The sequence below is a fragment of the Methylocystis sp. ATCC 49242 genome, assembly GCF_000188155.2.
In the GTDB taxonomy this organism is placed as follows: Bacteria; Pseudomonadota; Alphaproteobacteria; order Rhizobiales; family Beijerinckiaceae; genus Methylocystis.
Window position 1 is genome coordinate 36,205 of record NZ_KE124770.1, and the last position, 23,136, is coordinate 59,340.

General features: G+C 65.1%; 12 protein-coding genes and 2 pseudogenes. 11 read left to right on the top strand and 3 right to left on the bottom strand.

Annotation, left to right across the window (positions count from 1 at the left end; translation table 11 throughout):
- Window positions 1-243: 243 nt before the first annotated feature.
- The 4 genes from MET49242_RS00325 to MET49242_RS00340 all read left to right on the top strand — a co-directional run bounded on the left by MET49242_RS00325 (window position 244) and on the right by MET49242_RS00340 (window position 5,543).
- Window positions 244-963 carry a response regulator gene (locus MET49242_RS00325; RefSeq protein WP_036279244.1) on the top strand — a complete coding sequence of 240 codons (720 nt, stop codon included), beginning with the start codon at window positions 244-246 and terminating at the stop codon, window positions 961-963.
- Between the two features lie 8 nt (window positions 964-971).
- Window positions 972-2,360, top strand: coding sequence for an ATP-binding protein (locus MET49242_RS00330; RefSeq protein WP_036279247.1), 1,389 nt, complete (start codon window positions 972-974; stop codon window positions 2,358-2,360).
- A 238-nt stretch (window positions 2,361-2,598) separates the two neighbouring features.
- On the top strand, window positions 2,599-4,599 hold the full coding sequence (locus tag MET49242_RS00335; RefSeq protein ID WP_036279250.1) for an adenylate/guanylate cyclase domain-containing protein: 2,001 nt from the start codon (window positions 2,599-2,601) through the stop codon (window positions 4,597-4,599).
- Between the two features lie 131 nt (window positions 4,600-4,730).
- Window positions 4,731-5,543, top strand: a complete 813-nt coding sequence (locus tag MET49242_RS00340; protein ID WP_036279258.1) for an IS5 family transposase — start codon at window positions 4,731-4,733, stop codon at window positions 5,541-5,543.
- Between the two features lie 6 nt (window positions 5,544-5,549).
- On the opposite strand, the gene MET49242_RS00345 is transcribed toward MET49242_RS00340, so the two are convergent.
- Window positions 5,550-5,942: a VOC family protein gene (locus MET49242_RS00345; protein ID WP_036279261.1), complete on the bottom strand. Its 393-nt coding sequence runs from the start codon at window positions 5,940-5,942 to the stop codon at window positions 5,550-5,552.
- Window positions 5,943-6,204: 262 nt separating this feature from the next.
- Here MET49242_RS00345 and MET49242_RS00350 point away from each other — a divergent pair, with 262 nt between their 5' ends.
- A complete protein-coding gene (locus tag MET49242_RS00350) occupies window positions 6,205-7,056 on the top strand; it encodes a class I SAM-dependent methyltransferase (RefSeq protein ID WP_036279264.1) in 852 nt (283 codons plus the stop codon).
- On the opposite strand, the gene murC is transcribed toward MET49242_RS00350, so the two are convergent.
- Both murC and MET49242_RS00360 read right to left on the bottom strand, forming a co-directional pair.
- Window positions 7,053-10,931 (bottom strand): UDP-N-acetylmuramate--L-alanine ligase, encoded by a 3,879-nt coding sequence (gene murC, locus MET49242_RS23055; RefSeq protein ID WP_051133876.1) that lies wholly within the window; start codon window positions 10,929-10,931, stop codon window positions 7,053-7,055. The two genes, MET49242_RS00350 and murC, sit on opposite strands and share 4 nt — an antisense overlap.
- Window positions 10,924-11,523 carry a YdcF family protein gene (locus MET49242_RS00360; RefSeq protein WP_051133877.1) on the bottom strand — a complete coding sequence of 200 codons (600 nt, stop codon included), beginning with the start codon at window positions 11,521-11,523 and terminating at the stop codon, window positions 10,924-10,926. The genes murC and MET49242_RS00360 overlap by 8 nt, the downstream gene beginning before the upstream one ends.
- A 562-nt stretch (window positions 11,524-12,085) precedes the next feature.
- Between MET49242_RS00360 and MET49242_RS00370 the strand changes: the two are divergent.
- From MET49242_RS00370 to MET49242_RS00390, 6 genes and pseudogenes are all read left to right on the top strand, one after another.
- Window positions 12,086-14,710 (top strand): annotated as a pseudogene (locus tag MET49242_RS00370) (cation-translocating P-type ATPase); the annotation flags it as partial.
- Window positions 14,711-14,944: 234 nt separating this feature from the next.
- A pseudogene (locus MET49242_RS25940) lies at window positions 14,945-15,817 on the top strand (efflux RND transporter periplasmic adaptor subunit); the annotation flags it as partial.
- A 507-nt stretch (window positions 15,818-16,324) separates the two neighbouring features.
- On the top strand, window positions 16,325-18,805 hold the full coding sequence (gene nirB / locus MET49242_RS00375; RefSeq protein ID WP_036279269.1) for a nitrite reductase large subunit NirB: 2,481 nt from the start codon (window positions 16,325-16,327) through the stop codon (window positions 18,803-18,805).
- Window positions 18,806-18,811: 6 nt separating this feature from the next.
- A complete protein-coding gene (nirD, locus tag MET49242_RS00380; protein WP_084678793.1) occupies window positions 18,812-19,150 on the top strand; it encodes a nitrite reductase small subunit NirD in 339 nt (112 codons plus the stop codon).
- Window positions 19,151-19,161: 11 nt separating this feature from the next.
- A complete protein-coding gene (locus MET49242_RS00385) occupies window positions 19,162-21,837 on the top strand; it encodes a nitrate reductase (protein ID WP_036279271.1) in 2,676 nt (891 codons plus the stop codon).
- A 25-nt stretch (window positions 21,838-21,862) separates the two neighbouring features.
- Complete coding sequence (locus tag MET49242_RS00390; protein ID WP_036279274.1) at window positions 21,863-23,125, top strand: MFS transporter; 1,263 nt, start codon at window positions 21,863-21,865, stop codon at window positions 23,123-23,125.
- The last annotated feature ends 11 nt before the right edge of the window (window positions 23,126-23,136 follow it).

Here is a 23,136-nt window from a genome sequence, read left to right on the forward strand (position 1 = left end):
ACGAACAAAGCCAGGGTGCGGCCTCATTTTGTTTTTCCCGGTTGGGAGCAGCAACAGATCGACTTTTGCAGCTGGCCGTTTCCACAGTTTTTCGCGCTGCAAAAAAATGTTTCTGGCTCATGTCCCAAAAGTGGCGGCGCGCCATATTCGCCGGACAATAGGACGCAGGAGCGCTATAGGGCCGGTATCAGGTCGGGCCTGAAAATTTCGAGTCGACGCGAGCATTGGGAGGCTGATCAACATATGAACGATCGCATTTCGGTTCTGCTCGTGGAAGACGACGCCGAGATCGGCGAGCTTGTGTCTCGCTACCTTGAAAACAACGGGATGGACGTAACGCTCGTGGCGGACGGCGCGGCCATGGACGCCAGATTTTCGAAGGAAAGCTTCGATATTCTGATATTGGACCTGAACCTGCCCGGGGAGGACGGTCTTTCCATTTGCCGACGGGTTCGGACGACGCATGAAATTCCGATAATAATCCTCACCGCGAATGGCGAGGATGTGGAAAAGATTCTCGGTCTCGAAATGGGGGCTGACGACTACATCGTAAAGCCGTTCAATTCTCGCGAGCTGCTGGCGCGTGTGCGCGCGGTGCTTCGGCGGACCGAGGCGCGAGGCCGGATCGACGATCGATCGCCCCGCCAGGGATACCAGTTTCTTGGCTGGCGGATGGACCTGCTTTCGCGCGAAGTCGTTTCGCCCGAAGACACCAAGGTCGCAATGACCGGAGCCGAATTCGATCTTCTTCACGCCTTGTGCGAAAATCCCAATCGGGTGCTGACGCGGGATCAGCTCATCAGCATGACTCATGGGCCGACTTCGGGACCGTTCGAAAGAAGCATCGACGTGCTTGTCAGCCGCCTGAGACAGAAGCTGGAGAAGGACCCGAGAAATCCCTCGATCATCCTGACCGTGAGGTCCGAAGGCTACCTGTTTTCGGCGCCGGTCACGCGAGGGTGAGAGGCCTCATGCGCCTGCTGTTCGTGGATCGTCTCGCCAGTCAGATCACGCTGCTGATATTGATCGCGATCGTGTGCTTCCAGACGATTGTGCTCGTTACATTCCATTTGCTCGACGTCGAGGGACGACGGCACATTGTCGACCAGACCGATTTTGTCGCGAGCATCGTTCTCGCGCTGGACGCCGCGCCTGTTTCGGATCGGGGCAATCTGCTGTCGGGATTCTCGCACGCCGTTCCCTTCGCCAGTATCCACCTTCGCAGCGAACGCCCCAAAGCCGTCGAATTGGAGGATCGGGAATTCATCAGCGAGATTCGCCGCGTTCGCTCGGATCTCTGGCCCGACGCCGACATCTTCGCCGCGGCCGCACCCGGCGACGACGCGCCGGGCGTCATGGCGGTGGCTCTGCGCAAGGGAGGCTATGCGCTCATTTCGATCTTCCAGCATCGCAAGCCGCCGCGCTCCGTATGGCGATGGCTCTGGCAGCCCGAACCCGGCACGCCCTTCCTGCTGACGCCCTGGGCGCTCTCCGCCATTCTTTTCTTCATATGCACGACAGTTCTCGTGCTTTGGGCCTCCAATGCGATCATCGCGCCGCTGGTCAATCTGGCCAGGCATGCGGAGCAGTTTCCAGGCGAGGCGGGAGGGCTGGCGCCGCTTCCCGAACGCGGCGCGCATGAAGTTCGGGAGCTCACGCGATCGATCAATCGAATGCAGGAACGAATTCGTTCGATGATCGCCGCAAGAACGCGAGCGCTCGCCGCCGTCAGTCACGATCTGAAGACGATCATCACACGGCTAAACCTGCGCATGGAGTTCGTCGCGCCTGGCGAGCTTCGAGAAAAAATGCTTCGCGACATCAATCTGATGGATGCGATGCTGCGCAAGAACCTGCAATATTTGCGGGCTGAAAGCGACCGGTCGGACTATTCGCTGATCGATCTCGACAGCGTTCTCCAGACAGTCACAGACCAGTTTTGCGACATCGGCCACGAAGTTGTCTATCACGGCGGCGGCAGACAAATGGTGATGGGATCGATGACGGATCTGCAGCGGATTTTTTCCAATCTGGTCGAAAACGCCACCCATCACGCCAGCCGGATTGAAATCGCGATTTCCGAGGCGACGCCGAAAAACCTTCACGTCGACGTAATAGACAATGGCCCGGGAATGCCTCCCGAGCAAAAAGCGGCGGCGTTTGAGCCTTTCGTGCGTGGCCAACCCGGGCGCACGATCGACAATCACAGTGGCTTCGGGCTGGGTCTGTCAATCGTTCGCTCGCTCGTCGAACGCCATGGCGGGTCAGTCGAACTGCTGGACGCCGAGCCGCACGGCCTGATCGCGCGGGTTACTCTTCCGCGCGCAAGCGGTCCTGTCGGTTCGGGCGTTTTCGAGTAGCGTTTTAACCGGCCGTTTTCTTTCTCCAGGCCCGAATTGTCGGAGTAGATTGAAATGCGCCTGCGCCAGACTTGCGGCGGGGCCTCGGCGCGGCGCCCCGTCACAACCTCCTGAACGTCCCCGGCTCGCAGGCCGGAGGCAGTCAACGAAACGCTGACGGCCTTCGCGGCTTCTGACGGGCTGTCATTTTCGCGCCGGACGTGCAAATCTGCGCGGCGATCCCTGCGTGAAAGGTCAAATGGCTTTCGACGGTCGCCTGTCTGCAACCCGGGCCGGAAAACTCGGCCTGAACACGGTCTTCACGCTCGGGATCGCCGTCTCGGTCATTCCCGTCCTGCTGTTCATCCTGACCTTCGGCTATTCACGACTCTCGGCCGCCGGCCGCGCATTGCTCGAGGAGCGCGTCGCCCAGTCGCAGCGCGCGATCATCGCCTCGACATATAATTTCTTCGGCGTCGTCGAGACCGGCATCGGCGCCGTGGCGCAGTTCGCCGCAGCCGATCCGAATTTCTTCAGGAAAAACGAAAGTCGCGACATTCTCTATCAGACATTGCGGCCGATCCCGCAGGTCGATGCGCTCTATGTGAGTTTCGAGGACGGATACCATCGCGTCGTCACGCGCATCGACGAGGACCGTCGCAGCGCCGATCCGAGAATTCCGCCGCAGGCCATGTGGCATTCGAGCTATGTCGACGCCTATTCCGCAGGCGCGGACCGGCGGCGCCGGCGCACTTTCTTCGACGTCTGGCCGCATGTCTTGAAGGCCTATGACGAGGAGACGACGCTCGACATGCCTGCGACGCCACAATACCGGCTCGCGAGGGAGCGCCGCGCCTTCGTCATGACCGATCCCTCGATCAACCCCGACACGGGCTATCCGGTCATCGCGCTTTCAAGCCCCATTCTCGTTTCCGGCGCATCCGGCGCCGAAAACGAATCCTTCATCGGCATTGTCGCCGCCAATGTGACCATGCAGATGCTTTCGGAGTTTCTGAAAGCCAACCAGGCGAGCCGCAACAGCCTCACGCTCATCGTCGACGCGGACGGCCGAATCTTCGCGCATCCCGATCCGGAAAAGGCGCGGCGCCGGACCGAAAAGACGCTGGAGTTCGCCACGCTCGACAACACCGCCGACAGCCGCATCCGTCAGGCGGCTGTGAAGCGGCGCGAGCTGGGGCGCGACGCCTTCCGCTTCACGAGCGCGGAAGGCGAGGAGCTGAACGTCTCCTTTCTGGGCTTTCCCGCCGAGTTCGGGCGCCCCTGGCAGGTCGTGGTCATCACGCCGACCGACGATTTCATCGGCGAACTGAAGGCGACGAGCCATGTCATCGCCCTTGTGACGAGCCTTGCCCTGCTGCTGGGGATGCTGCTGATCTATCTCCTGTCGCGCAGCCTTTCTCAGTCGATCCGCAGCCTCACGCGGCAGTCGCACGAAATACAGGCGCTCCGCTTCGCGCCGGCGCAGACGCGCGCTTCGCCCATCCGGGAAATATCCGACCTGCAACAAGGCTTCGCGCTGTTGCGCAACGCGCTGCAGACCTTCGTGCAATATGTGCCGACGGATCTCGTGCGCACGCTCGTCAGCTCCAACCAGCCGCTGGGGCTCGGCGTCGAGTCGCGCAACCTGACCGTCTTCTTCTCCGATCTCGAAAATTTCTCCACCCTCGCGGAAGCGATGGACGCCGACGAACTGTTGCTTCAGGTGTCGCAATATTTCTCGACCGTCACAGGAGCGGTCGGCGAGGAGGGGGGCACGGTCGACAAATTCATCGGCGATTCCGTCATGGCCTTCTGGGGCGCGCCGCTCTCCATGGAGGACCATGCGCTTCGCGCCTGCGCCGGAGCCCTGCGCGCGGCGCGGCGAATGGAAAGGCTCAATCGGGAATGGGCCCGTGAGGGCCGCGCGCAGATGCGGCTGCGCATCGGGCTCAATACGGCGCATGTTCTCGTCGGCAATGTCGGCTCGTCCGAGCGGATGAGCTATACGGCGATGGGCGATGGCGTGAATGTCGCCTCGCGGCTCGAACGCATGAACAAACGCTTCGGCACGACGATCTGCATCGCCGACAGCGTGCTGGCGGCGGCGGGCGCGCGCCTCGTCGTACGCGATCTCGACGTGGTGACGGTCGAAGGCCGCAGCACGCCGTTCCGCATTTATGAACTGCTGGGACTGAGGGATAGCGACGACCCCGAACTCGCGCCGCCGCCCGCAGTCCCCGCGCGACAGGAATCGCTCTAAAGCGCGTTCAGGAAAAGTGTAGGCGGTTTTCCGTTTGAACGCGCGACAAGATTTGAAGCGAGAGCAAATTCGCCGAATTTGCTCTAGAGGGTGTTATGTACTTTGGTGATTGATTGTCTTAGTAGAATCGGATGTCTCCGATTCGCAAACCTTATCCGTCTGACGTCAGCGACGAAGAATGGTCGCTGGTTGCGCCTTATCTGACGCTCATGGACGAAGGCGCGCCGCAGCGTCAACATTCGCTGCGCGAGCTGTTCAACGGCCTGCGTTACGTGCTGCGCTACGGCATCGCCTGGCGCGCCATGCCCAACGATCTGCCGCCATGGTTCGCCGTGTATCAGCAATCGCAGCGCTGGCTGTCGGCGGGCGTGTTCGAGGCGCTTGCGCAGGATCTGCGCGCCCAGTTGCGCGTCGCTTCCGGGCGGGCGGCGGAGCCGACGGCGGCGATCATCGACAGCCGCACCTTGCGCTCGACCCCTGAGAGCGGCCCACGAGCGGGCTATGACGGCGCGAAGCGAAAGCGCGGCTCGAAGCTGCACATGGCAGTCGACACATTGGGCCATTTGCTGGCGTTGCATGTCACGCCGGCGAATGTCGATGACCGCGCCGAGGTCGGCAAGCTCATCGCAGCCGTGCAGGATGTGACAGGCGAAAGCGTCGAACTCGTTTATGTCGATCAGGGCTACACCGGCGAAAAGGCGTCCGAGGCGGCGAAGGCGCAAGGCGCCGAACTGTGCGTCGTCAAACTTGCCGAAGCGAAGAAGGGCTTCGTGTTGCTGCCCAAGCGCTGGGTGGTCGAGCGTTCATTCGCCTGGGCGACGCGATGCAGGCGGCTCGTCAAAGACTACGAGCGCTATGCTCAGACCCTCGCAGGACTCCACGTCGTCGCCTTCGCATGTCTCATGCTCAAGCGCGCAGCAGATTTCATGATCCAAGGTGCATAACACCCTCTAGACGCCGGGGCTTTCCGCGGCGGCGAAGTCGACCTCGATCTTCGCGCCATTGGGATCGAGGAAGAAGAGTTGCCAAACGCCGGCGCAATGTCCGCCTTCCGGCAATCTCCGCAGCTCATACGCCACGTCGCGCGCCCTCAGCTTTTCGAGACAGGCGGGAAGGCCCTCGCCCCAGAAGGCGACATGGTCTAAGACGCCGCCGCCCGCGGGCGCGTCCGGCCGCTCGACGAGATGCAACGCCGCCCGCTCCCCGGCATAAAGCCAGGCGCCGGGGAAATCGAAGGCCGGCCGAGGCCCCGGCGCGAGGCCGAGAATATCGCCGTAGAAAGCGGCCGAGCCTTTCGCATCCCGTGTGAGAATGGTGAAATGATCCATTCGGACAATCGTCATGAGCGTCCCCGATTTGCCGCCCTCATCATAACCCGCATTCGATCCCGCGTCCTCCCGGTAAGTGTTTCACGCGTCGTCGCGCTCATCATCGCGATATCTTTGAAACCACGAAAGGCGCCTTCGGGCTAACGCCAGATTCATTGGCGAGAAAAACACGAGACGGAAAGCCCGGCCTTGACCCCGGCATGAGCGCCGAAACATAAATCGATCTCGGTCGCCTCCCGGTGAGAAAACCGGGTCAAATCCTCGCGGAAATCAACAAATGTCTCTCGGGACGCTCACTGAACACGCAGACGAGCTTTTTGTCGCGAAATATGTAAACTCCTCCGCGCATTTCGCGCCTGATCTCCCGACGCTCGAGAGCAGCCTTCGCTCCTTCTCGCGGATGGACGAGGCGCGCGAAGCCCTTGCGGCGCTCGGAGGCCGCGCCTCCTGCCTCATTCAGGGATATACGGCTCCGCAGAATGTCGAGGCGCTGCGGCGCCGTTTGTCGGAGGCGGGCGTCGCGCGCGCCGACGTCGTCGCGGTCGATCTTCTCGATCTCCCGCGCATCTACGATCGTCTCGGCGTCGGCATCCCAGATGTCGACTTTCTGCAGGGCGACGCCTGCGATCTTTCGGCGCTGATCGCGGACGCGGTCTTCGACATCGTCATTCAGGACTTCACGCTCAACTGCCTGCCGCCGGTCCTGGCGCCCAAACTGTCGCGCGAGGCGCAGCGCGTGCTGAAAGCCGACGGTTTTGCGATGGTCAGTTTCACCGACGCGACCGGATTGCGCGAGCGTCCCGTGCTTCCCGCGACGAACGCGCTGCTGCGCCATGGCGTCGAATGGACATCGACGTTGACGGGACTGATGGACGCGGCGGAGTCCGGCAGCCATTTCGATGAACTCTCAGCCGGCCTCATGGGCGCAACGCTCGCCGCGGGCGCCCGGGGCGAGCTGATTTTCGTCACGCCGCCGTCCGGACGCTTCGAGTTCTTCGCGCCCGCCGACTCTACTTTCGAGATGCTGCGCCACGCGGGATTTCACTGCGTCGCCTTCGATCGCAGCATCGGGATCGATCCCGCCGGATTGCAATGCGCGCGATATCGCTGCCTGCTGCGCCCGATCTAGGCGCAGGCCGAATCCCCTCCCGCCAGAATGGAGCGGATGGCTCCGGCGAGACTGCCGACGTTCGGAGGTTCGAAGAACTCGCCATGCTCGCCGGAAATGAAGTGAAGCGCATAACCTCCGGCATAGGCCGCGCGAAGGGCGGGATCCGGCTCCGATATCCGTCGCCTCGGATTGAAGCTGCTGTCTTCGCCGAAAATGAGATCGACGCGCTCGTCATACGGCCAGTAGCCGTCCTGCTCCATGAGGATAAGGCGGTCGACGCGGCGCCCTTGCGCGCGCAAAGCCAAGGCCGTCGCCCGGGCAATGAGGCCGCCCTGACAATTGCCGCCGAGCGCGATCGCGCCTTCGGGCTGGATGGAGTTGATTTCCTGCGCGTAAAGCCGCGCAAGCGCTTCGATCGTGTCCGGCCTGTATTCAAATGCGAGATGGCCCGAGCGCATGCCATGCGCCGGCTGATCGGGTCCCAGCTCCCCGGCGAGCGCGACAAGCTCGGGATAGGCCTGAAAGCACCAGAAGAGACCCCCGCGCCCACCCGCCTCATTGAGCGTGACGATGAGTGACTCCGGCGTCCGCCGGGCGCCTTTCCAGCCGGCGAGATAGTTTCTGATCTTGCCCAGCGACGTCTCGAAATCGTCCATCGCGCCGGACTGCGTCGCCGCGCCATCATCGAGGGCCCTGCGAACGAAAGTCGCCATATGCGCCGCCGTCGCCAGCTGTTCGAACGCCTCGACCGGGAGCCGGACGTCGAATGCGTCTTCGACGGCGAGCGTCAGCGTCATGGCGGCGAGGGAGTCGCCCCCCGTCTCGAAAAAGTCGTCGTCGACGCCGAGCGCCGGCGCCCGCAACGCTTTCCGCCATATGTCGAGCAGGCGCCGTTCGATGTCGTCCCGCGGCGGCGCCGCGGGCCGCAGCATGGCTGCGAGGGGAACGAGCTGCGCGAGTTTGCGCCGGTCGAGCTTGCCGCCGACGGTGAGCGGCAGATCGGGCGCACGCAGGATGAGTCCTGGCGTCAGCGCCTTCGGCAGCCGCTTGTCGAGCTCGGCGCGGATGCGGGAGAAGTCGGCGTCGGCGGCCGCAGTCACATAGGCGACGAGTTGCGGCGGACCGCTCCTTTGCGAGGAGAGAACGACGGCGGCGCGTTCTACGCCGGAGCAGGCTTCGAGCTGCGTCTCGATCTCGACGGGCTCGAAGCGCACGCCGTTGATCTTGAGCTGCGCATCCTTGCGGCCGATGAATTCCAGCGATCCGTCGGAAAGCCGCCGGCCGAGATCGCCCGTGCGATACATTCTCTCGCCGGGGCGCGACGAGAAAATATCCGCGCCGAAACGCTCGTTCGTCAATGCGGGGTCGCCGAGATAGCCGCGGCTGACGCCTCCGCCCGCTATGACGATTTCGCCAGTCTCGCCGTCGGGGACGATGTTTCCATTGTCATCGACGAGATGAACGCGCGTGTCGCGAATGGGAAAGCCGATGACGCGCCCGGCGACTTCACCGGGACGGGAAGCGGCGTCCGCGTCGAGCAGGCGCGCGACGGTGGAATAGATCGTCGTTTCGGACGGGCCGTAGAAATTCAGCGCGCTGCGCAGTCCGCGAGCCTCGCGAAGACGCGCGACGAGCGACGCGGGAACCGCTTCGCCGCCGACCATGATGAGGCGCAGCGAGACCGGAAGCGACGACGCCTCGATCAGCCGCTGCAAGACCGACGGCGTGGCGCCAAGCGCAGTGATCGCGGCCGCGTGTTTCGATTTCAGCAGGCTCGCGAGGTCACGCTCGATCAACAGCGCGCCGCCATGGGCGAGCGTCGTGAAGATCTGATGGACGCTGGCGTCGAAACTGATCGAATCGATAAAGGGCGCAAGCGCGAGATCCTCGGGCTGGATCAACTCCTCGACAGCGTAGTCGATGACATTCGTGACGTTGCGATGTTCGACGCCGACAAGACGGCATTCTCCCGTCGAACCCGAGGTGAAAATCGCATAGGCGAGATTGCCGCCCGTCGCGGGGCAGGGCGGGGGCGCGGCGGCGGCGAGCGCGCGCCAGAAGCTTTCGATGTCGACGCAGTCCACGCCCGACAAACCGCCATGGCGCGGCGCTTCATCCGTGATGGCGAGCGCGGCTCCCGCGCGCATGAGCGCCGCATCGATCCCTGGCCGCTCCATTTTCGGGTCGATCGGCGCGAATGCGCAGCCAGCTTTCAGCACGCCGATCATGAGGGCGACAAGTCGCGCGGATTTATTCAGGCGGAGCACGACGATGTCGTCGGGACGCAGGCCGCGTTTGATCAGCTCATGCGCGACGCGATCGGACGCCTTCGCAATGCCCGCGTATGTCCATGTCGTCTCTCCGTCGATGACGCAGGGCGCGGAGGGTTGAAGCGCTCCCATGCGTTCGAAACGCGAATGCAGGCGTTCGCCGCCATCGGCGAGCGGCGTCGGGGCAGGGGGCTGAATCACGGGCGCGGGCGGTCGTTCCCCGCACGGCTTTTGCTCCGATATTGCGGCGATTATCGCGGGTCCGCAACGCTGCGCGAGACCGGCGCCCATCGTCACGACGACGTCGCCGGGGCCGGCGAGAGCCGCGACGGTCGACGCCGCATCCGTCGGACCATTGCAACAGGCGAAGCGCAAGCCGGAGCGGCGAAACACATCATGCAAGAGCGCGTCGGAGGAATCCGCCGGAGTAGGCTCGCCGGCTCCGTCGACCGGAAGGACGATCGTGTAATCCGCCATCGAAAGCGCGCGGGCGTAATGCGTCGCGAGACGACAGATGCGCGCGTGCGACAGCGGTTCGACAATGGCGACGACCTTCCCGCCTGCTTCGGCTGAGTCGCGCGCGGCGGCGAGCGTCGCCGCGATCTCGGTCGGATGATGCGCGAAATCGTCGAATATGCGCACGCCGTCCGCTTCCCCAACCCGCTCCCATCTCCTGCCGACGGGGATGAAGCGCTCCAGCGCAAGGGCGGCGGCGTCGAAAGGCGCGCCGAGCGCATTCGCCAGTGCGAGGGCGCCGAGCGCGTTGGCGGCGTTATGCGCGCCGGGAGCTTTCAACCGAATGCGGCCAAGCGGCCGCCCCCATGCAATGGCGTCGAAAGCGACGGCGTCGCGCCCGCGCTCGATCCTGTCCGCGCGCCACGACGACTTGTCGCCAAATCCGTAAGTAACGGCGCGGGAACCGGGCTTTTCGGCCATTGCGGCGAGAAACGGATCGTCGCCGCAAAGAACGATATGGCCGTCACTCCGCGTCCTCTCGATCATCGCCGCAAAGGCCGCTTCGAGCCTGTCGCGTCCACCATAGTGCTCGCTGTGTTCGTCATCGACATTCGTCACGAGGCAATGGGCGGGCCGCACATGGTCGAGCGCGCGGAACGCCTCGCAGCTTTCCGCCACGAAGAGCGAACCTTCGCTCCAGCGCGCGTTGACGTCGCCGAGCGCAGGCGCGGCCGCGCCAATCGTGAAACCGGGCGAAAACCCCGCGTGTTCGAGGATTGCGGCGAGCATCGCCGCCGTCGTCGTCTTCCCGTGACTGCCGGCGACGCCGATGACGTCGCGGCCATCCAGCAGATCCGCCAGCGCGCCTGCGCGCGAGCGAATGACGAGGCCCCGCTCGCGCGCCGCCTTCAGCTCGACATTGTCGCGCGGCACGGCGGGGCTGAAGACGACGAGATCGGCCCGCCCGAGATTGTCGGCGGCGTGACCGACGCTGACCTCCGCCCCGATGTCGCGTAACCCGCGAAGCCTGTCGCCATCGACCTCGTCGCTGCCGGTGACACAGGCGCCGCTCTCGATGAACAGCCGCGCGAGCGCGCTCATGCCGGAGCCCTGAACGCCGACGAGATGGACGCGCCTGTGTCCGCAAATGCCGCGCCCGTCAGTCAATCGAAAGATCGCCCTTGACCGCATATTCGCCAATGCGGCGCAACTCGCCCATCACGCGCTCGCGCCCGACAGGCGTGCGCCACCAGTCGTCCGCCTGAATGTCGGCGGGATGCTTAGGCGGCGTCATCAACAGAACGACGTCCTTCGGGAAATGCCGGCGAGCGGTCATGTAGGCGCGCCGGGCATGCAACGGCTTGCTGCAGATCGCCATGGAGCCGATGTTCGACCAGCCGATTTCATCGGCGATGAGTCTGTCGCTGAAGACGAAATTCTCGAGCGTGTTGCGCGCGTGCGGCTCGACGAGAATCGCCGCCTCGGGCACGCCGGCGCTCAACGCGTAATCACGGTAGACGCGCCATTCCGGCTCCGAACCGTCTGCGGGTCCATGGCCGGTGACGACGATCCGGCGCGTCATTCCCTGCATATAGAGAGAAACGGCGGGAAGAATGTTGCTGATCGACGGAGAGCCGAGAACGAGCGCAACGTCCACATTCTCCGGCTGATGGCTGAGAAAGACGAGACGGGTGATGGCGTCCCGGGTCGCCTGTCCCGGCGCGGAATCGGCCTTCCCCGAAGGGAATCCTTCGACCATTTTTTCCCCAGCCCCGCTGTTGACAAAACAAGATGAAGCCCAGGCGGCAAGCCGCTTCGACCGCACTAGAGGAGAAGGCCGGACTCCGCAACACGAAGGCGCCGCAGGGCGGCCCCATCCCCGCCGAACAGTCGCAGACTCGAAGCCTCCTCTCTATCCACCCGGCGCGATCGTCGGAGCTTCGAGCGGTTCTCGCCGCCTCGCGAGCCGGAACCGATGACAGGGTCCATTTCATACCCCCGGCGCGGCGTCATTTCCCGAAATCCCTTTTTTGCGAGGCTCCATCGGTTTTCATGGTTCCACGTGGCGATGGCTCGACCTGCGTCGTTCGCGACCGTTGTTCCTCGCGGACAGCCGCTCTAATTTATTGCGGACGCCTGGATCGGAGCTGCGAGCGGGGGCCTGTCCATTCGCATTGCGCTCGGGAGCCCGGGCGCCATCCTTCTGCATAAGGCGAAGCTTGGCGGAGCTTCGCTGCGTCGCCAACAATTTCCGCGCGGCGACGAACGCCGCGAAGATCCCGGGGCTGCGCGAGAGAGCGCGATAAGTTTTCAGGAGCATCATGGACGGATTGACAACCCGCGAAGCGCAGGAGCGCCTCGCAGAATTCGGCCCGAATGCGCTGCCGGAAGCGCGCCCCCCCTCCTTCGCGGCAGTCTTTTTCAGACAGTTTCTCAGTCCGCTGATTTATATTCTTGTCGGCGCGGCGGCTGTCGCGATGACGATCGGCGACGCCAAGGACGCCATCTTCATCGGCGTCGTGCTGATCATCAACGGAATTATCGGCGCGGTTCAGGAATATTCCGCCGGCCAGGCGGCGGCCGCGCTGCGCGAACAGGATCAGCCGCGCGCCTTTGTCCTGCGCGACGGCGTGCAGCAGGAAATCGACGCGCGCGATGTCGTGCCGGGCGACATCGTGCTGCTCGAGGCCGGACGCCGGGCGCCCGCGGACATGCGGCTGATCGAAGCCATCGATCTGCGCTGCGATGAATCACTGCTGACGGGCGAGTCCCTGCCGGTGAAGAAGGTCGCGGCGACGAAGACGCAGGAGACGCCGCGCGACGGCATGGTCTTCGCGGGCTCGATGGTCACGCGCGGGCGCGGGGTCGGAGAAGCGACGGCGACGGGTCTCGCGACGGAAGTCGGCAAGATCGCCGGCGAACTCGTCAAGCCATCCGCGTCCCAGCCGCCGCTGATCATCCGCATGGAGCGGTTTTCGAAGCTCATCGCCGTTCTCGTCGCCGTGGCCGTGGGCGTTCTGATGGTCGTCGGCTATCTGCGCCACATGGGGATCGTCGAGCTCTTCATGATGGCGGTGGGCCTCGCCGTCGCGGCCATCCCCGAAGGGCTTCCGGTCGCGATCGCCGTGGCGCTGGCGATCGGCATGCGGCGCATGGCCAAGGCCAATGTGATCGTGCGCAAGATGGCGGCGGTCGAGTCGCTCGGCTCCTGCACCATGATCGCCACCGACAAGACCGGCACGCTCACGCGCAACGAGCTGACCGTCACCGACATCGTGTTGCCGGACGGCTCGGCCCTGTCGCTCGAGCCCGGGGAGGGCGTCGAATCCTATTCCTTCCGCGGCGCGACGCGCAACGAGCAGGCCGATCTCCTGCTCGCGGCGCTGCTGCGCGCGGCGGCGCTGCCCAACGAGGCGGAAATCCGTCGCGAAAAGGAAGAGATCAAGGGCATAGGCGACACGGTCGACGTCGCCTTGCTGGTCGCCGCGTACAGAAGCGGCGTCGCGCATGAGGATCTGCGCGCGCGCTATCCGCTCGTCAAACGCATCCCCTACGAGCCGGACCTCAAATATGCGGCCTCCTTCCATCTCCACGAGGAAGAGCGCGCCGTTCGCGTTTTTGCGAAGGGCGCGCCGGAGACGCTCATCGCCATGGCCGGCCGGATGGACGTCGGCGGCGCATTGGCCCCGATCGACCGCGAGGCGCTCTGGCGCCAGAAAGACGAACTGTCGGCGAGGGGTCTGCGCGTCCTTGCCTTCGCCGAAGGCGAGATCGCGCCGGAGCCCGACGATGGCTATGGCCCGAGCCATCTCGAAAACCTCGTCTTTCTCGGCCTCGTCGGCATGCATGATCCGCTGCGGCCGGAAGTGCGGCGCGCCATCGGCGAATGCCACGACGCCGGCGTCGTCGTGGCGATGGTCACGGGCGACGCGCCCGGCACGGCCGCCGCCATCGCCAGAGAGGCGGGCATGCACTTTTCCCCGGACCAGATCGTCACGGGCGACGAGGTGCGTCGCGCCGAGGAGGCGGGCGAGGCGTCGCTCGACGCCTTGACCAGGCGCGCCCGCATCTACGCCCGCGTCGAGCCGATACAGAAACTCGCCATTGTCCTGTCGCTCGCGCGCAACGGTCATTTCGTCGCCGTCACGGGAGACGGCGTCAACGACGCGCCGGCGCTCAAACATGCGCATGTCGGGGTCGCCATGGGCAAGCAGGGCACCGACGTCGCCAAGGAAAGCGCCGACATCATCATCGCCGACGACAATTTCGCGTCGATCGTGCGCGGCGTGCTGGAGGGCCGCGTCGCCTACGCCAACATCCGCAAGGTCATCTTCCTTCTGGTCTCGACCGGCGCGGCCGAATTGCTGCTCTTCCTGCTCACGATCCCGGTCGGCCTGCCCATGCCGCTCCTGCCCGTGCAGCTGCTGTGGCTCAACCTCGTCACCAATGGCGTCCAGCATATCGCTCTCGCCGCCGAAAAGCCCGAGGGCGACGAGCTGACCTATCCGCCGCGCAAGCCCGAGGAGCCGATTTTCGACCGCGTGATGATTGTTCGCAACCTCTATTCGGCGATCGTCATGGCGGGCGTCGGCTTCGGCCTGTTTTACTGGCTGATCGCGCAGGGCTACGAGACGAATCACGCGCGCAACCTGCTGCTTCTGCTCTTCGTCATCTTCGAGAATTTCCAGGCGCTGAATGCGCGCTCGGAACATCATTCCCTGTTCTACAGAGGCCTGTTCTCCAGTCCGCTGCTCGTGGCGAGCGTTTTCGGCGCCCAGGCCATCCATCTTCTGGCGTCGCATGTTCCGGGCCTTGCCGACACGCTGCGGATCTGGCCGCCGACGCTTGCCGAATGGGGCGCCTTGCTCGTCGCCGGCTCATCTCTGCTTGTCGTGATGGAGCTCGAGAAATGGTGGAGCGAGCGCCACAGGCGCCCGAAGACCCGGCCCGAAACAGAGATCGCGATCGCCGCGCCGTCCCCCATTCGCCGCTACGCGCCTCTGGCTGCGGGCCTCGCGCTCGCTGTCGGCGTCGCCGCAGGCGGAGCGCTCTATTGGCGGGCCATGCGCGAGGAGGCGAGCCTTCAGCTGGCGACGGTCGAGCGCGGCGATATCGTCCGGACCGCCGATGTGGCGGGCGTCGTCGTTTCCGCGCCGCCGGCCGAGGCGGCTGCGCCGGTCGGGGGGACGATCGATGCGGCGGCGTGCGCCGTCGGCGACCGGATCGACGCCGGGCGCGTCTGCGCAAGGATCATCCCTCCCGATCTCCAGGCCGAGGTCGCCCGCGCCCGTCGGGCGTTCGATGCCGCGCAGGCGGCGCAGCGCAAACGCGCGGATGCGTTCGAACGCGCCAAGGCGGCCTATGAAAGCGCAACGAGCAAGCGGAAGGCGAGAACGCGCGCCGCAGCGGCGCGCGCGGAGTCCCGCCTGGCGCAGGCGCAGGCCGAGACGAGCCGGCGCGAAGCGGCGTTGCGCGCGGCGCTGGAGAAGGGCGCGGCGGTCGTCGCGCCCGTCGGCGGAGCCATCCGCGATAGCCGTCTGGAGGCAGGCGGGAAGGCGAAGGCGGGCGACATATTGTTCCGCGTCGATCCGGCTGACAGGGACGCCTTGCACATCGAAGCCGCGCCGGAGGCGGGCGCGGCCCTGCAGGCGCGGCCCGGCGCCACGGTGACGGCGACCCTCGCCGCCGATGCGGCGCAGCGAATCGAGGGCAGGCTGCGCGAGATCGTCCCGACACAGCGCGGCCCGAGGATCGTCGTCGACGCGCCGGCGCCGGCTTCCGCCGCGCAGCCGGGCGGGGCGGCGTCGCTTCGCATCGAGCTCGACCGGCGGGAGAATGTGCTGCGCGTCCCGAGCCGCGCCCTGACTTACGTCCCCGCCGCAAGCGCGCCGGCTGCGTCGCCGCCCGCGGGATGGGCGCGCGTGTGGGCGTGGCGCGAGGGCGCTGCGGTTCCCGTCGATGTGAAGCCGGGACTCGACGACGGAGCCTTCGCCGAGATCAGCGACGGCGCGCTCGAGGCGGGCGATCGGGTCATCGTCGACGGGGAAAGGTGAGCGCCTTGACCAGCGACGCTTTCAATATGACCGCAGCGGAGAAAGCGGGATAGCCGATCGATCCGGACGATTTTCGGCGCGGCGCGGAGAACCGCGTCGACGCCACCTGGAGTGAATACGGGATCGTCCGCCTGATTTGCGCACGCCCAGATTTTGAGCAACCGCGCGACCTTCTATGCGAAGGCGCCTTCAAAGACGGCGTCGCCGCAAATCGGCCGACAGCCCTTCACGAGCCTTGGCGGCTCCGCAAAGCAGCTGATTCCAGCCAGATGCGACCCGACCTCGACCGCGGCGCGAAGGCTGGCCCGGTTCGTGCTTTATCATTTCCAGTCAACGACGACCTCCGGTCCGCCGGACACGAGCCCGACGATGGGTTCGTATCACAGATGTCGCCTGAAGGACTCCCGTATGGGAATCCGATGCGACGATGGTCGTCTTGCCCTGCTCCCCCAGCCAAGCCGATCGACCTGTGGACGGACCGCGAGGACGCTTAGCAGGGTCGGTAACATGTCCATCGCCAGAGATAAAAACAAACGCCCCAGGCTCGTCGTCATCGGCAACGGCATGGCCGCCGGCCGCGTGCTCGAGGAATTGTTCGAGCGCCGCGCCGATGCGTTCGACGTTGTCGTCTTCGGGTCGGAGCCGCGCGTCAATTACAACCGCATCATGCTGTCGCCGGTTCTGGCCGGCGAGAAAAGCTACGAAGACATCATCATTCACGACGACGGCTGGTATGCGCGCCACGGCGTCGCGCTTCACAAGGGCGAGACCATCGTCGCCATCGATCGAAACGCGAGGAGCGTGGCGACGGCGTCGGGGCGTGTCGAGACCTACGACAAATTGCTCATAGCCACCGGCTCCACGCCGATCGCCATCCCCGTGCACGGCGTCAATCTGCCGGGCGTCGTCACTTTCCGCGATCTCGACGATGTCGACGTCATGTTGCGGCAGGCTGGAAAGGGCGGCCGCGCCGTCGTCATCGGCGGCGGTCTGTTGGGACTGGAGGCGGCCGCGGGCCTCAAGGCCAAGGGCATGGAGGTCAGCGTCGTTCATCTGATGCCGACGCTGATGGAGCGCCAGCTCGATCCTTCGGCCGGCTATCTCCTGCAAAAGGCGATCGAGAAGCGCGGCATCGAGGTGCTGACCGGCGCCAATACGCAGGCCATTCTCGGCGACGCGAAGGTCGAAGGCGTGAAGCTCGACGACGGCCGCGTCATTCCCTGCGAGATGGTGGTGATGGCGGTCGGCATTCGTCCGAACGCCAGCCTCGCCAGGACTGCCGGTCTCGCCGTCGAACGCGGCGTCATGGTGGACGACGCGATGCGCACGAGCGATCCCGACATCTACGCGGTCGGAGAATGCGTCGAACATCGCGGCCAATGCTACGGTCTTGTCGCGCCGCTTTTTGAAATGGCGAAAGTCGTCGCCGCGCAACTCGTCGAGGATGGCGCAGCGAGCTACGAGGGTTCGGTCACCTCCACGAAGCTCAAGGTCTCCGGCATCGACCTCTTTTCGGCAGGCGATTTCTCCCAGGGCGACGACGACGACGAAATCGTGCTGCGCGATCCGTCGCGCGGAGTCTACAAGCGGATCGTGCTGCGCGAAAATCGGGTCAAGGGCGCTGTGCTCTATGGCGAGACCGACGACGGCCCCTGGCTCTTCGATCTGCTGAAGAAACAGACGGACGTCGGGGCGATGCGCGACACGCTGATCTTCGGTCAGGCCTATCAGGGAGGGTCTCCGCTGGACCCTACGGCGGCCGTTGCAGCCTTGCCGGATGATGCGGAAATCTGCGGCTGCAACGGCGTGTGCAAGGGCGCGATCGTCTCGGCGATCACGGGCGGGGGACTCACCTCGCTCGACGAGGTGCGCGCGCAAACGAAGGCCTCCGCCTCCTGCGGTCAATGCACGTCGAAAGTCGAAACGCTCATCGTCAGCGTGCTCGGCGACGAATACAAAGGCGCCGCGCGGCGGCCGATGTGCAAATGCACCGACCTCACGCATGAGGAAGTTCGCGGCTTCATCGTGTCGAAGACGCTCGACTCCATGCCCGCCGCCATGCAGGAACTAGCCTGGAAGACCTCCTGCGGCTGTCCGACCTGCCGCCCGGCGCTGAATTATTATCTGCTCTGCGCTTTCCCGCTGACCTATCGCGACGACGGCCAGTCGCGTTTCGTCAACGAGCGCGTGCACGCCAACATTCAAAAGGATGGAACCTTCTCCGTCGTTCCGCGCATGTGGGGCGGTCTGACCACGCCCGACGAATTACGCGCCATCGCCGATGTGGCGGAGCGTTTCAACATCCCGACCGTCAAGGTCACCGGCGGGCAGCGGATCGATTTGCTGGGCGTGAGGAAGGAGGATCTGCCCGCCGTCTGGGCGCAGCTCAATCGCGCGGGCCTCGTGTCCGGCCACGCCTATGCGAAGGGCCTGCGCACGGTGAAGACCTGCGTGGGCAAGGAATGGTGCCGGTTCGGCACGCAGGACTCGATGGGCCTCGGCGTCAGGCTCGAACGCCTGCTCTGCGGATCGTGGACGCCGGCGAAAGTGAAGCTTGCCGCCTCCGGCTGTCCGCGAAACTGCGCCGAAGCGACGGTGAAGGACATCGGCGTCATTTGCGTCGACTCCGGCTACGACATCCATATCGCCGGCGCCGCGGGGCTTCATGTGCGCGCCACCGATCTTCTCGGCCATGTCGAGACCGAAGAGGAGGCGCTGGAATATGTCGCCGCCGTCCTTCAGCTCTATCGGGAAGAGGCCGCCTATCTCGACCGCCTCTACAAATGGGTCGAGAAAACGGGGCTCGAGCGCGTGCGCCGTCTGATCATGGAGGATCACGACGCGCGCAAGGCGCTCTATGAGCGCTTCCTCGTCTCGCAGCGTGCGGTGCGCAAGGACCCATGGGCGGAGCGCGCGGCGGGCTTCGGCTCGCAGGAGTTCACCCCCCTCGCCATCGTCGCGCCCATCGCGCAAATCGCTGCGGAGTAACGCGCCATGAACGATATGTCGCCGAACTGGTTCGACATCGGACCGCTCGATCAGATCCCTCAGCGCGGCGCGCGGCTCGTGAAGACGCCCCGGCGCAACATCGCCGTCTTCCGCACCGCCGGCGACGAGGTCTTCGCGCTCGAAAATCGCTGCCCGCACAAGGGCGGCCCGTTGAGCGAAGGGATCGTGCACGGACGAAAGGTCGCCTGCCCCCTGCACAACTGGGTGATCGATCTCGAAAGCGGTACAGCAACGGGCGCCGATCACGGCTGCGCGCGCAGCTTTCCGGTGAAGATCGAGAAAGGGCGCATCTATCTCGAAATGGGCGTCGCGGTTACGCCATAAGGGAGACGGCCGTGAACGCACCGTCGAAGATCATCCGCACGACCTGCCCCTATTGCGGGACCGGATGCGGCGTCAAGGCCTTGGTGTCGAGCGCCGGCGCCGTGCATGTTTCCGGCGACGAGGAGCACCCGGCGAATTTCGGCAGGCTCTGCGTCAAGGGCGCCGCGCTCGCCGAAACGCTGACCCACGAAGGGCGTCTGCTTCACCCCCGGATCAACGGCCAGCGCGCGAGCTGGAACGAGGCGCTGTCGCGCGTCGCGCGCGGCTTTCGCGCGGCTGTCGACGCGCATGGGCCAGACTCGGTCGCCTTCTATGTTTCCGGACAGATGCTCACGGAAGACTATTATGTCGCCAACAAGCTGATGAAGGGCTTCATCGGCTCGGCCAATATCGACACCAATTCGCGCCTCTGCATGGCGTCTTCCGTGGCCGGCCACAAGCGCGCCTTCGGCGCCGACGTCGTCCCCAATTGCTACGAAGATCTCGAACTCGCGGATCTCGTCATTCTCGTCGGCTCCAATCTCGCCTGGTGCCATCCCGTGCTGTTCCAGCGACTGGAGCGCGCGAGGGCCGCGCGGCCGGACATGCGCATCGTCAATATCGATCCGCGCCGCACGGCGACGAGCGAGATTTGCGATCTCCATCTCGCGCTCTCGCCCGGCTCCGACGTGGCGCTCTTTCTCGGCCTTCTGCGCCACCTCGAACAGACCGGAAGACGCGACGCGGCCTATGTCGCGCGCCACACGCGCGGACTCGAAGACGCGCTCGCCGTCGCCGACGCATGGGACGTTGCGGCTGTCGCGAAGGCGACCGGACTCGAGCCGACAGCCATCGAACGGTTTTTCGGACTTTACGCCGAAAACGCGCGCGTCGTCACCGTCTACTCCCAGGGCGTCAATCAGTCCGTCTGCGGCGTCGACAAGGTCAATGCGATCATCAATTGCCATCTCCTGACGGGGCGCATCGGCAAGCCGGGCGCCGGGCCTTTTTCAGTGACCGGGCAGCCGAACGCCATGGGCGGGCGCGAGGTCGGCGGACTGGCCAACCAGCTCGCCTGCCACATGGAGCTCGACAATCCGCAGCATCGCGACATCGTTCGGCATTACTGGCGCTCGCCAACCATCGCGAACCGGGCCGGTCTCAAGGCGATCGATCTGTTCAAAGCGGTCGGCGACGGCGAGATCAAGGCGCTGTGGATCATCGGCACCAATCCGGTCGACAGCCTGCCCGAAGCCGATCGCGTGAAAGCCGCGCTGGCGTCCTGCCCCTTCGTTGTCGTCTCCGACGTCATGGAGCGCACGGACACGACGGCCTTCGCGCATGTTCTGCTGCCCGCGCGCGCATGGGGCGAGAAGGACGGCGTCGTCACGAATTCGGAACGGCGCATTTCCCGCCAGAGGCCGCTTCGCGCGGCTGCGGGCGAAGCGATGCCGGATTGGTGGAGCGTCTGCCGCGTCGCGAAGCTCATGGGTTTTGCGGAGGGCTTCGACTACGGCGGGCCCTGCGACATATTCCGGGAATATGCCGGCCTCTCGGGGCGTCTCAACAATGGTTCGCGCGATTTCGACATTTCGGCCTGCGCGGATATTTCTCAGGCCGACTATGATCGCCTCGAACCGTTTCAATGGCCCCTCCCCAGGGATGCGGCGCCGAACGACGAGCCGAAAAGGTTCTTCGCCGAGGGCGGATATTTCACGCCGGACGGGCGCGCCCGGCTTGTCGCAACACCCTTCCAGCCACCCCGGAGTCGCAAGAACGACGGCGCGTTCATTCTCAACACCGGGCGCATCCGCGACCAGTGGCACACGATGACGCGCACCGGCGTTTCGCCGCGCCTGTCGCAACATATCGCGGAGCCATTCGTCGAAATACATCCGTCCGACGCTCGCGCCCTCGACATATCGCCGGCGAGCCTCGTACGGCTTTCCAACGCGCATGGCGCCGTTATCCTTCGCGCGCTCGTGACGGATCGCCAAAGAGAGGGCTCGGTCTTCGCGCCCATGCACTGGACGGGGCGCAATTCGAGCGACTGCAGGATCGACGCGCTCGTCGAGGCGAACACGGACCCCCTGTCCGGACAGCCCGACTCCAAAGGCTCGCGCGTCGACGTCGAGCCCTGGCCCGCCGCCTGTTTCGGCTTCGCGCTCATGCGCGATGAACCCGACCATGTCGAGGCGGACTACTGGGCTCTTGCGCGCACGACCTTCGGCTGGCGCATGGAGCTTGCCGGACTGAACCAGCCGCAGGACTTCGAGCGCTACGCCCGCGAGCTTTTCGGCCTGAACGGCGATTGCGAGATCGCCAGCGTCGCGGATGAAGCGCGCGGCTCCTTCCGCCTTCTGGCGGTTCGCGACGGGCGCGCACAGAGTCTCCTCATCGTTTCGCGCGCGCCGGTCGCGGCCGCGCGCGCCTTCCTTTGCGAGAGTTTCGCGACCCGCGAACCGAAAGCTCTGATGGGGCTGCTCGCCGGGCGGCCGCCGGCCAACGCCGACTGCGGCCGGACGATCTGCGTCTGCCACGGCGTCGGCGCAAGAGAAATTGAAACGGCTATAGAGGATCGCGCGCATACGGTCGACGCCATCGGGCGCAAGACCCGCGCGGGAACCGGCTGCGGCTCGTGCCGGCCCGAAATTCAGCGCCTCATCAACGACGCGACCGCGGCGAAACGCGAGCTGGCGCCAGCGTGAAATTCCGGTTTTGAAAGGAGCAGACATGAAACTCGACGACTTCAAAAAAGCCGGCCATTGGCCGACGCTGCTTGCGGCGTTTCTCTATTTCGACATCAGCTTCATGGCCTGGGTCTCTCTCGGACCGCTGATGGTCTACATCACGAAGGACATGCATATCCCTGTCGAGGACAAGCTGTCGCTCGTCGCGATCCCCGTTCTCGGCGGCGCCATTTTCCGCATGCCGCTCGGTATTCTCGCGGACACGATCGGCTCCAAGCGCGCCGGAATCGCCGCCCAGGTCATCGTGATATTCGCGGTTTCTCTGGTCGCCGTCTTCGGGCTGACCTGTCCGGCGGCAATCGCATTGTTCGGCGTTTCGCTGGGCGTCGCCGGCGCGTCCTTCGCGGTCGCCTTGCCGCAGGCGGGCCGCTGGTATCCGCCGCAATATCAGGGCGTGGTGATGGGCATAGCCGGCGCCGGCAACATGGGCGTCGTGCTCGACACCCTTTTCGCGCCGTGGATCGCCGAAACCTTCGGATGGCGGGCGGTCTATGGCGTGCTGCTCGCCCTCATGGTTCTGGTCGCCGTAATCTATGCGATCATCGCCAGGGATCCGCCGGGCGCGAAAACGACGATCAGCCTCTCCGACTATGGCAAGATCCTGCTCGACTCGGACAGCCGCTGGTTCATGTTTTTCTACTTCATCACCTTCGGCGGCTTTGTCGGCCTCGCGTCGGCGCTGCCGCTCTACTTCACCACGCAATATCATGCGAACGGCGTCGCCGCGGGCCTCATGGTCGCGCTGATCGTCGCTTTCGGCTCCGGCTTCCGTCCCGTCGGCGGTTATATCGCCGACCGCATCGGCGGCGTGAAGACCCTGTCCTTCCTGTTCCTGATCGTCTCCGCCTGCTACTTCGCCATCGCCTTTCTGCCGGCGGGTCCCGCGCCGGCGGCAGGCGCGCCGGGCTGGCGACTGACCGAGCTTCCGCAAATCGCCTTTGTGGCGGTGGCGCTGTTCTCGCTCGGCGTGCTTTGCCTCGGCATGGGCAATGGCGCGGTGTTCCAGCTGTTGCCGCAGAGGTTCCGGCGGGAAATCGGCGCGATGACGGGGCTCGTCGGCGCGGCGGGCGGTCTTGGCGGCTTCTTCCTGGCCAAGACGCTGGCCTTCTCCAAGGGAGCGACCGACAATTTCGCGGCGGGGTTCATGTTCTTCGGACTACTTGCGCTGCTCGGCCTCATCGGCTTGCTTGTCGTGAAGACCCGCTGGCGTACCACCTGGGGCGCCGTGTCGGGCGCGAGAATCTAGTCCGCCCAGAG

Bases quoted from the DNA above. Each gene is read 5' to 3' on its own strand.
- MET49242_RS00345 (WP_036279261.1), bottom strand. From the start codon at position 5,942: ATGACGATTGTCCGAATGGATCATTTCACCATTCTCACACGGGATGCG.
- nirD (WP_084678793.1), top strand. From the start codon at position 18,812: ATGAACGATATGTCGCCGAACTGGTTCGACATCGGACCGCTCGATCAG.
- MET49242_RS00330 (WP_036279247.1), top strand. From the start codon at position 972: ATGCGCCTGCTGTTCGTGGATCGTCTCGCCAGTCAGATCACGCTGCTG.
- nirB (WP_036279269.1), top strand. From the start codon at position 16,325: ATGTCCATCGCCAGAGATAAAAACAAACGCCCCAGGCTCGTCGTCATC.
- MET49242_RS00350 (WP_036279264.1), top strand. From the start codon at position 6,205: ATGTCTCTCGGGACGCTCACTGAACACGCAGACGAGCTTTTTGTCGCG.
- MET49242_RS00325 (WP_036279244.1), top strand. From the start codon at position 244: ATGAACGATCGCATTTCGGTTCTGCTCGTGGAAGACGACGCCGAGATC.
- MET49242_RS00340 (WP_036279258.1), top strand. From the start codon at position 4,731: ATGTCTCCGATTCGCAAACCTTATCCGTCTGACGTCAGCGACGAAGAA.
- MET49242_RS00390 (WP_036279274.1), top strand. From the start codon at position 21,863: ATGAAACTCGACGACTTCAAAAAAGCCGGCCATTGGCCGACGCTGCTT.
- MET49242_RS00335 (WP_036279250.1), top strand. From the start codon at position 2,599: ATGGCTTTCGACGGTCGCCTGTCTGCAACCCGGGCCGGAAAACTCGGC.
- MET49242_RS00360 (WP_051133877.1), bottom strand. From the start codon at position 11,523: ATGGTCGAAGGATTCCCTTCGGGGAAGGCCGATTCCGCGCCGGGACAG.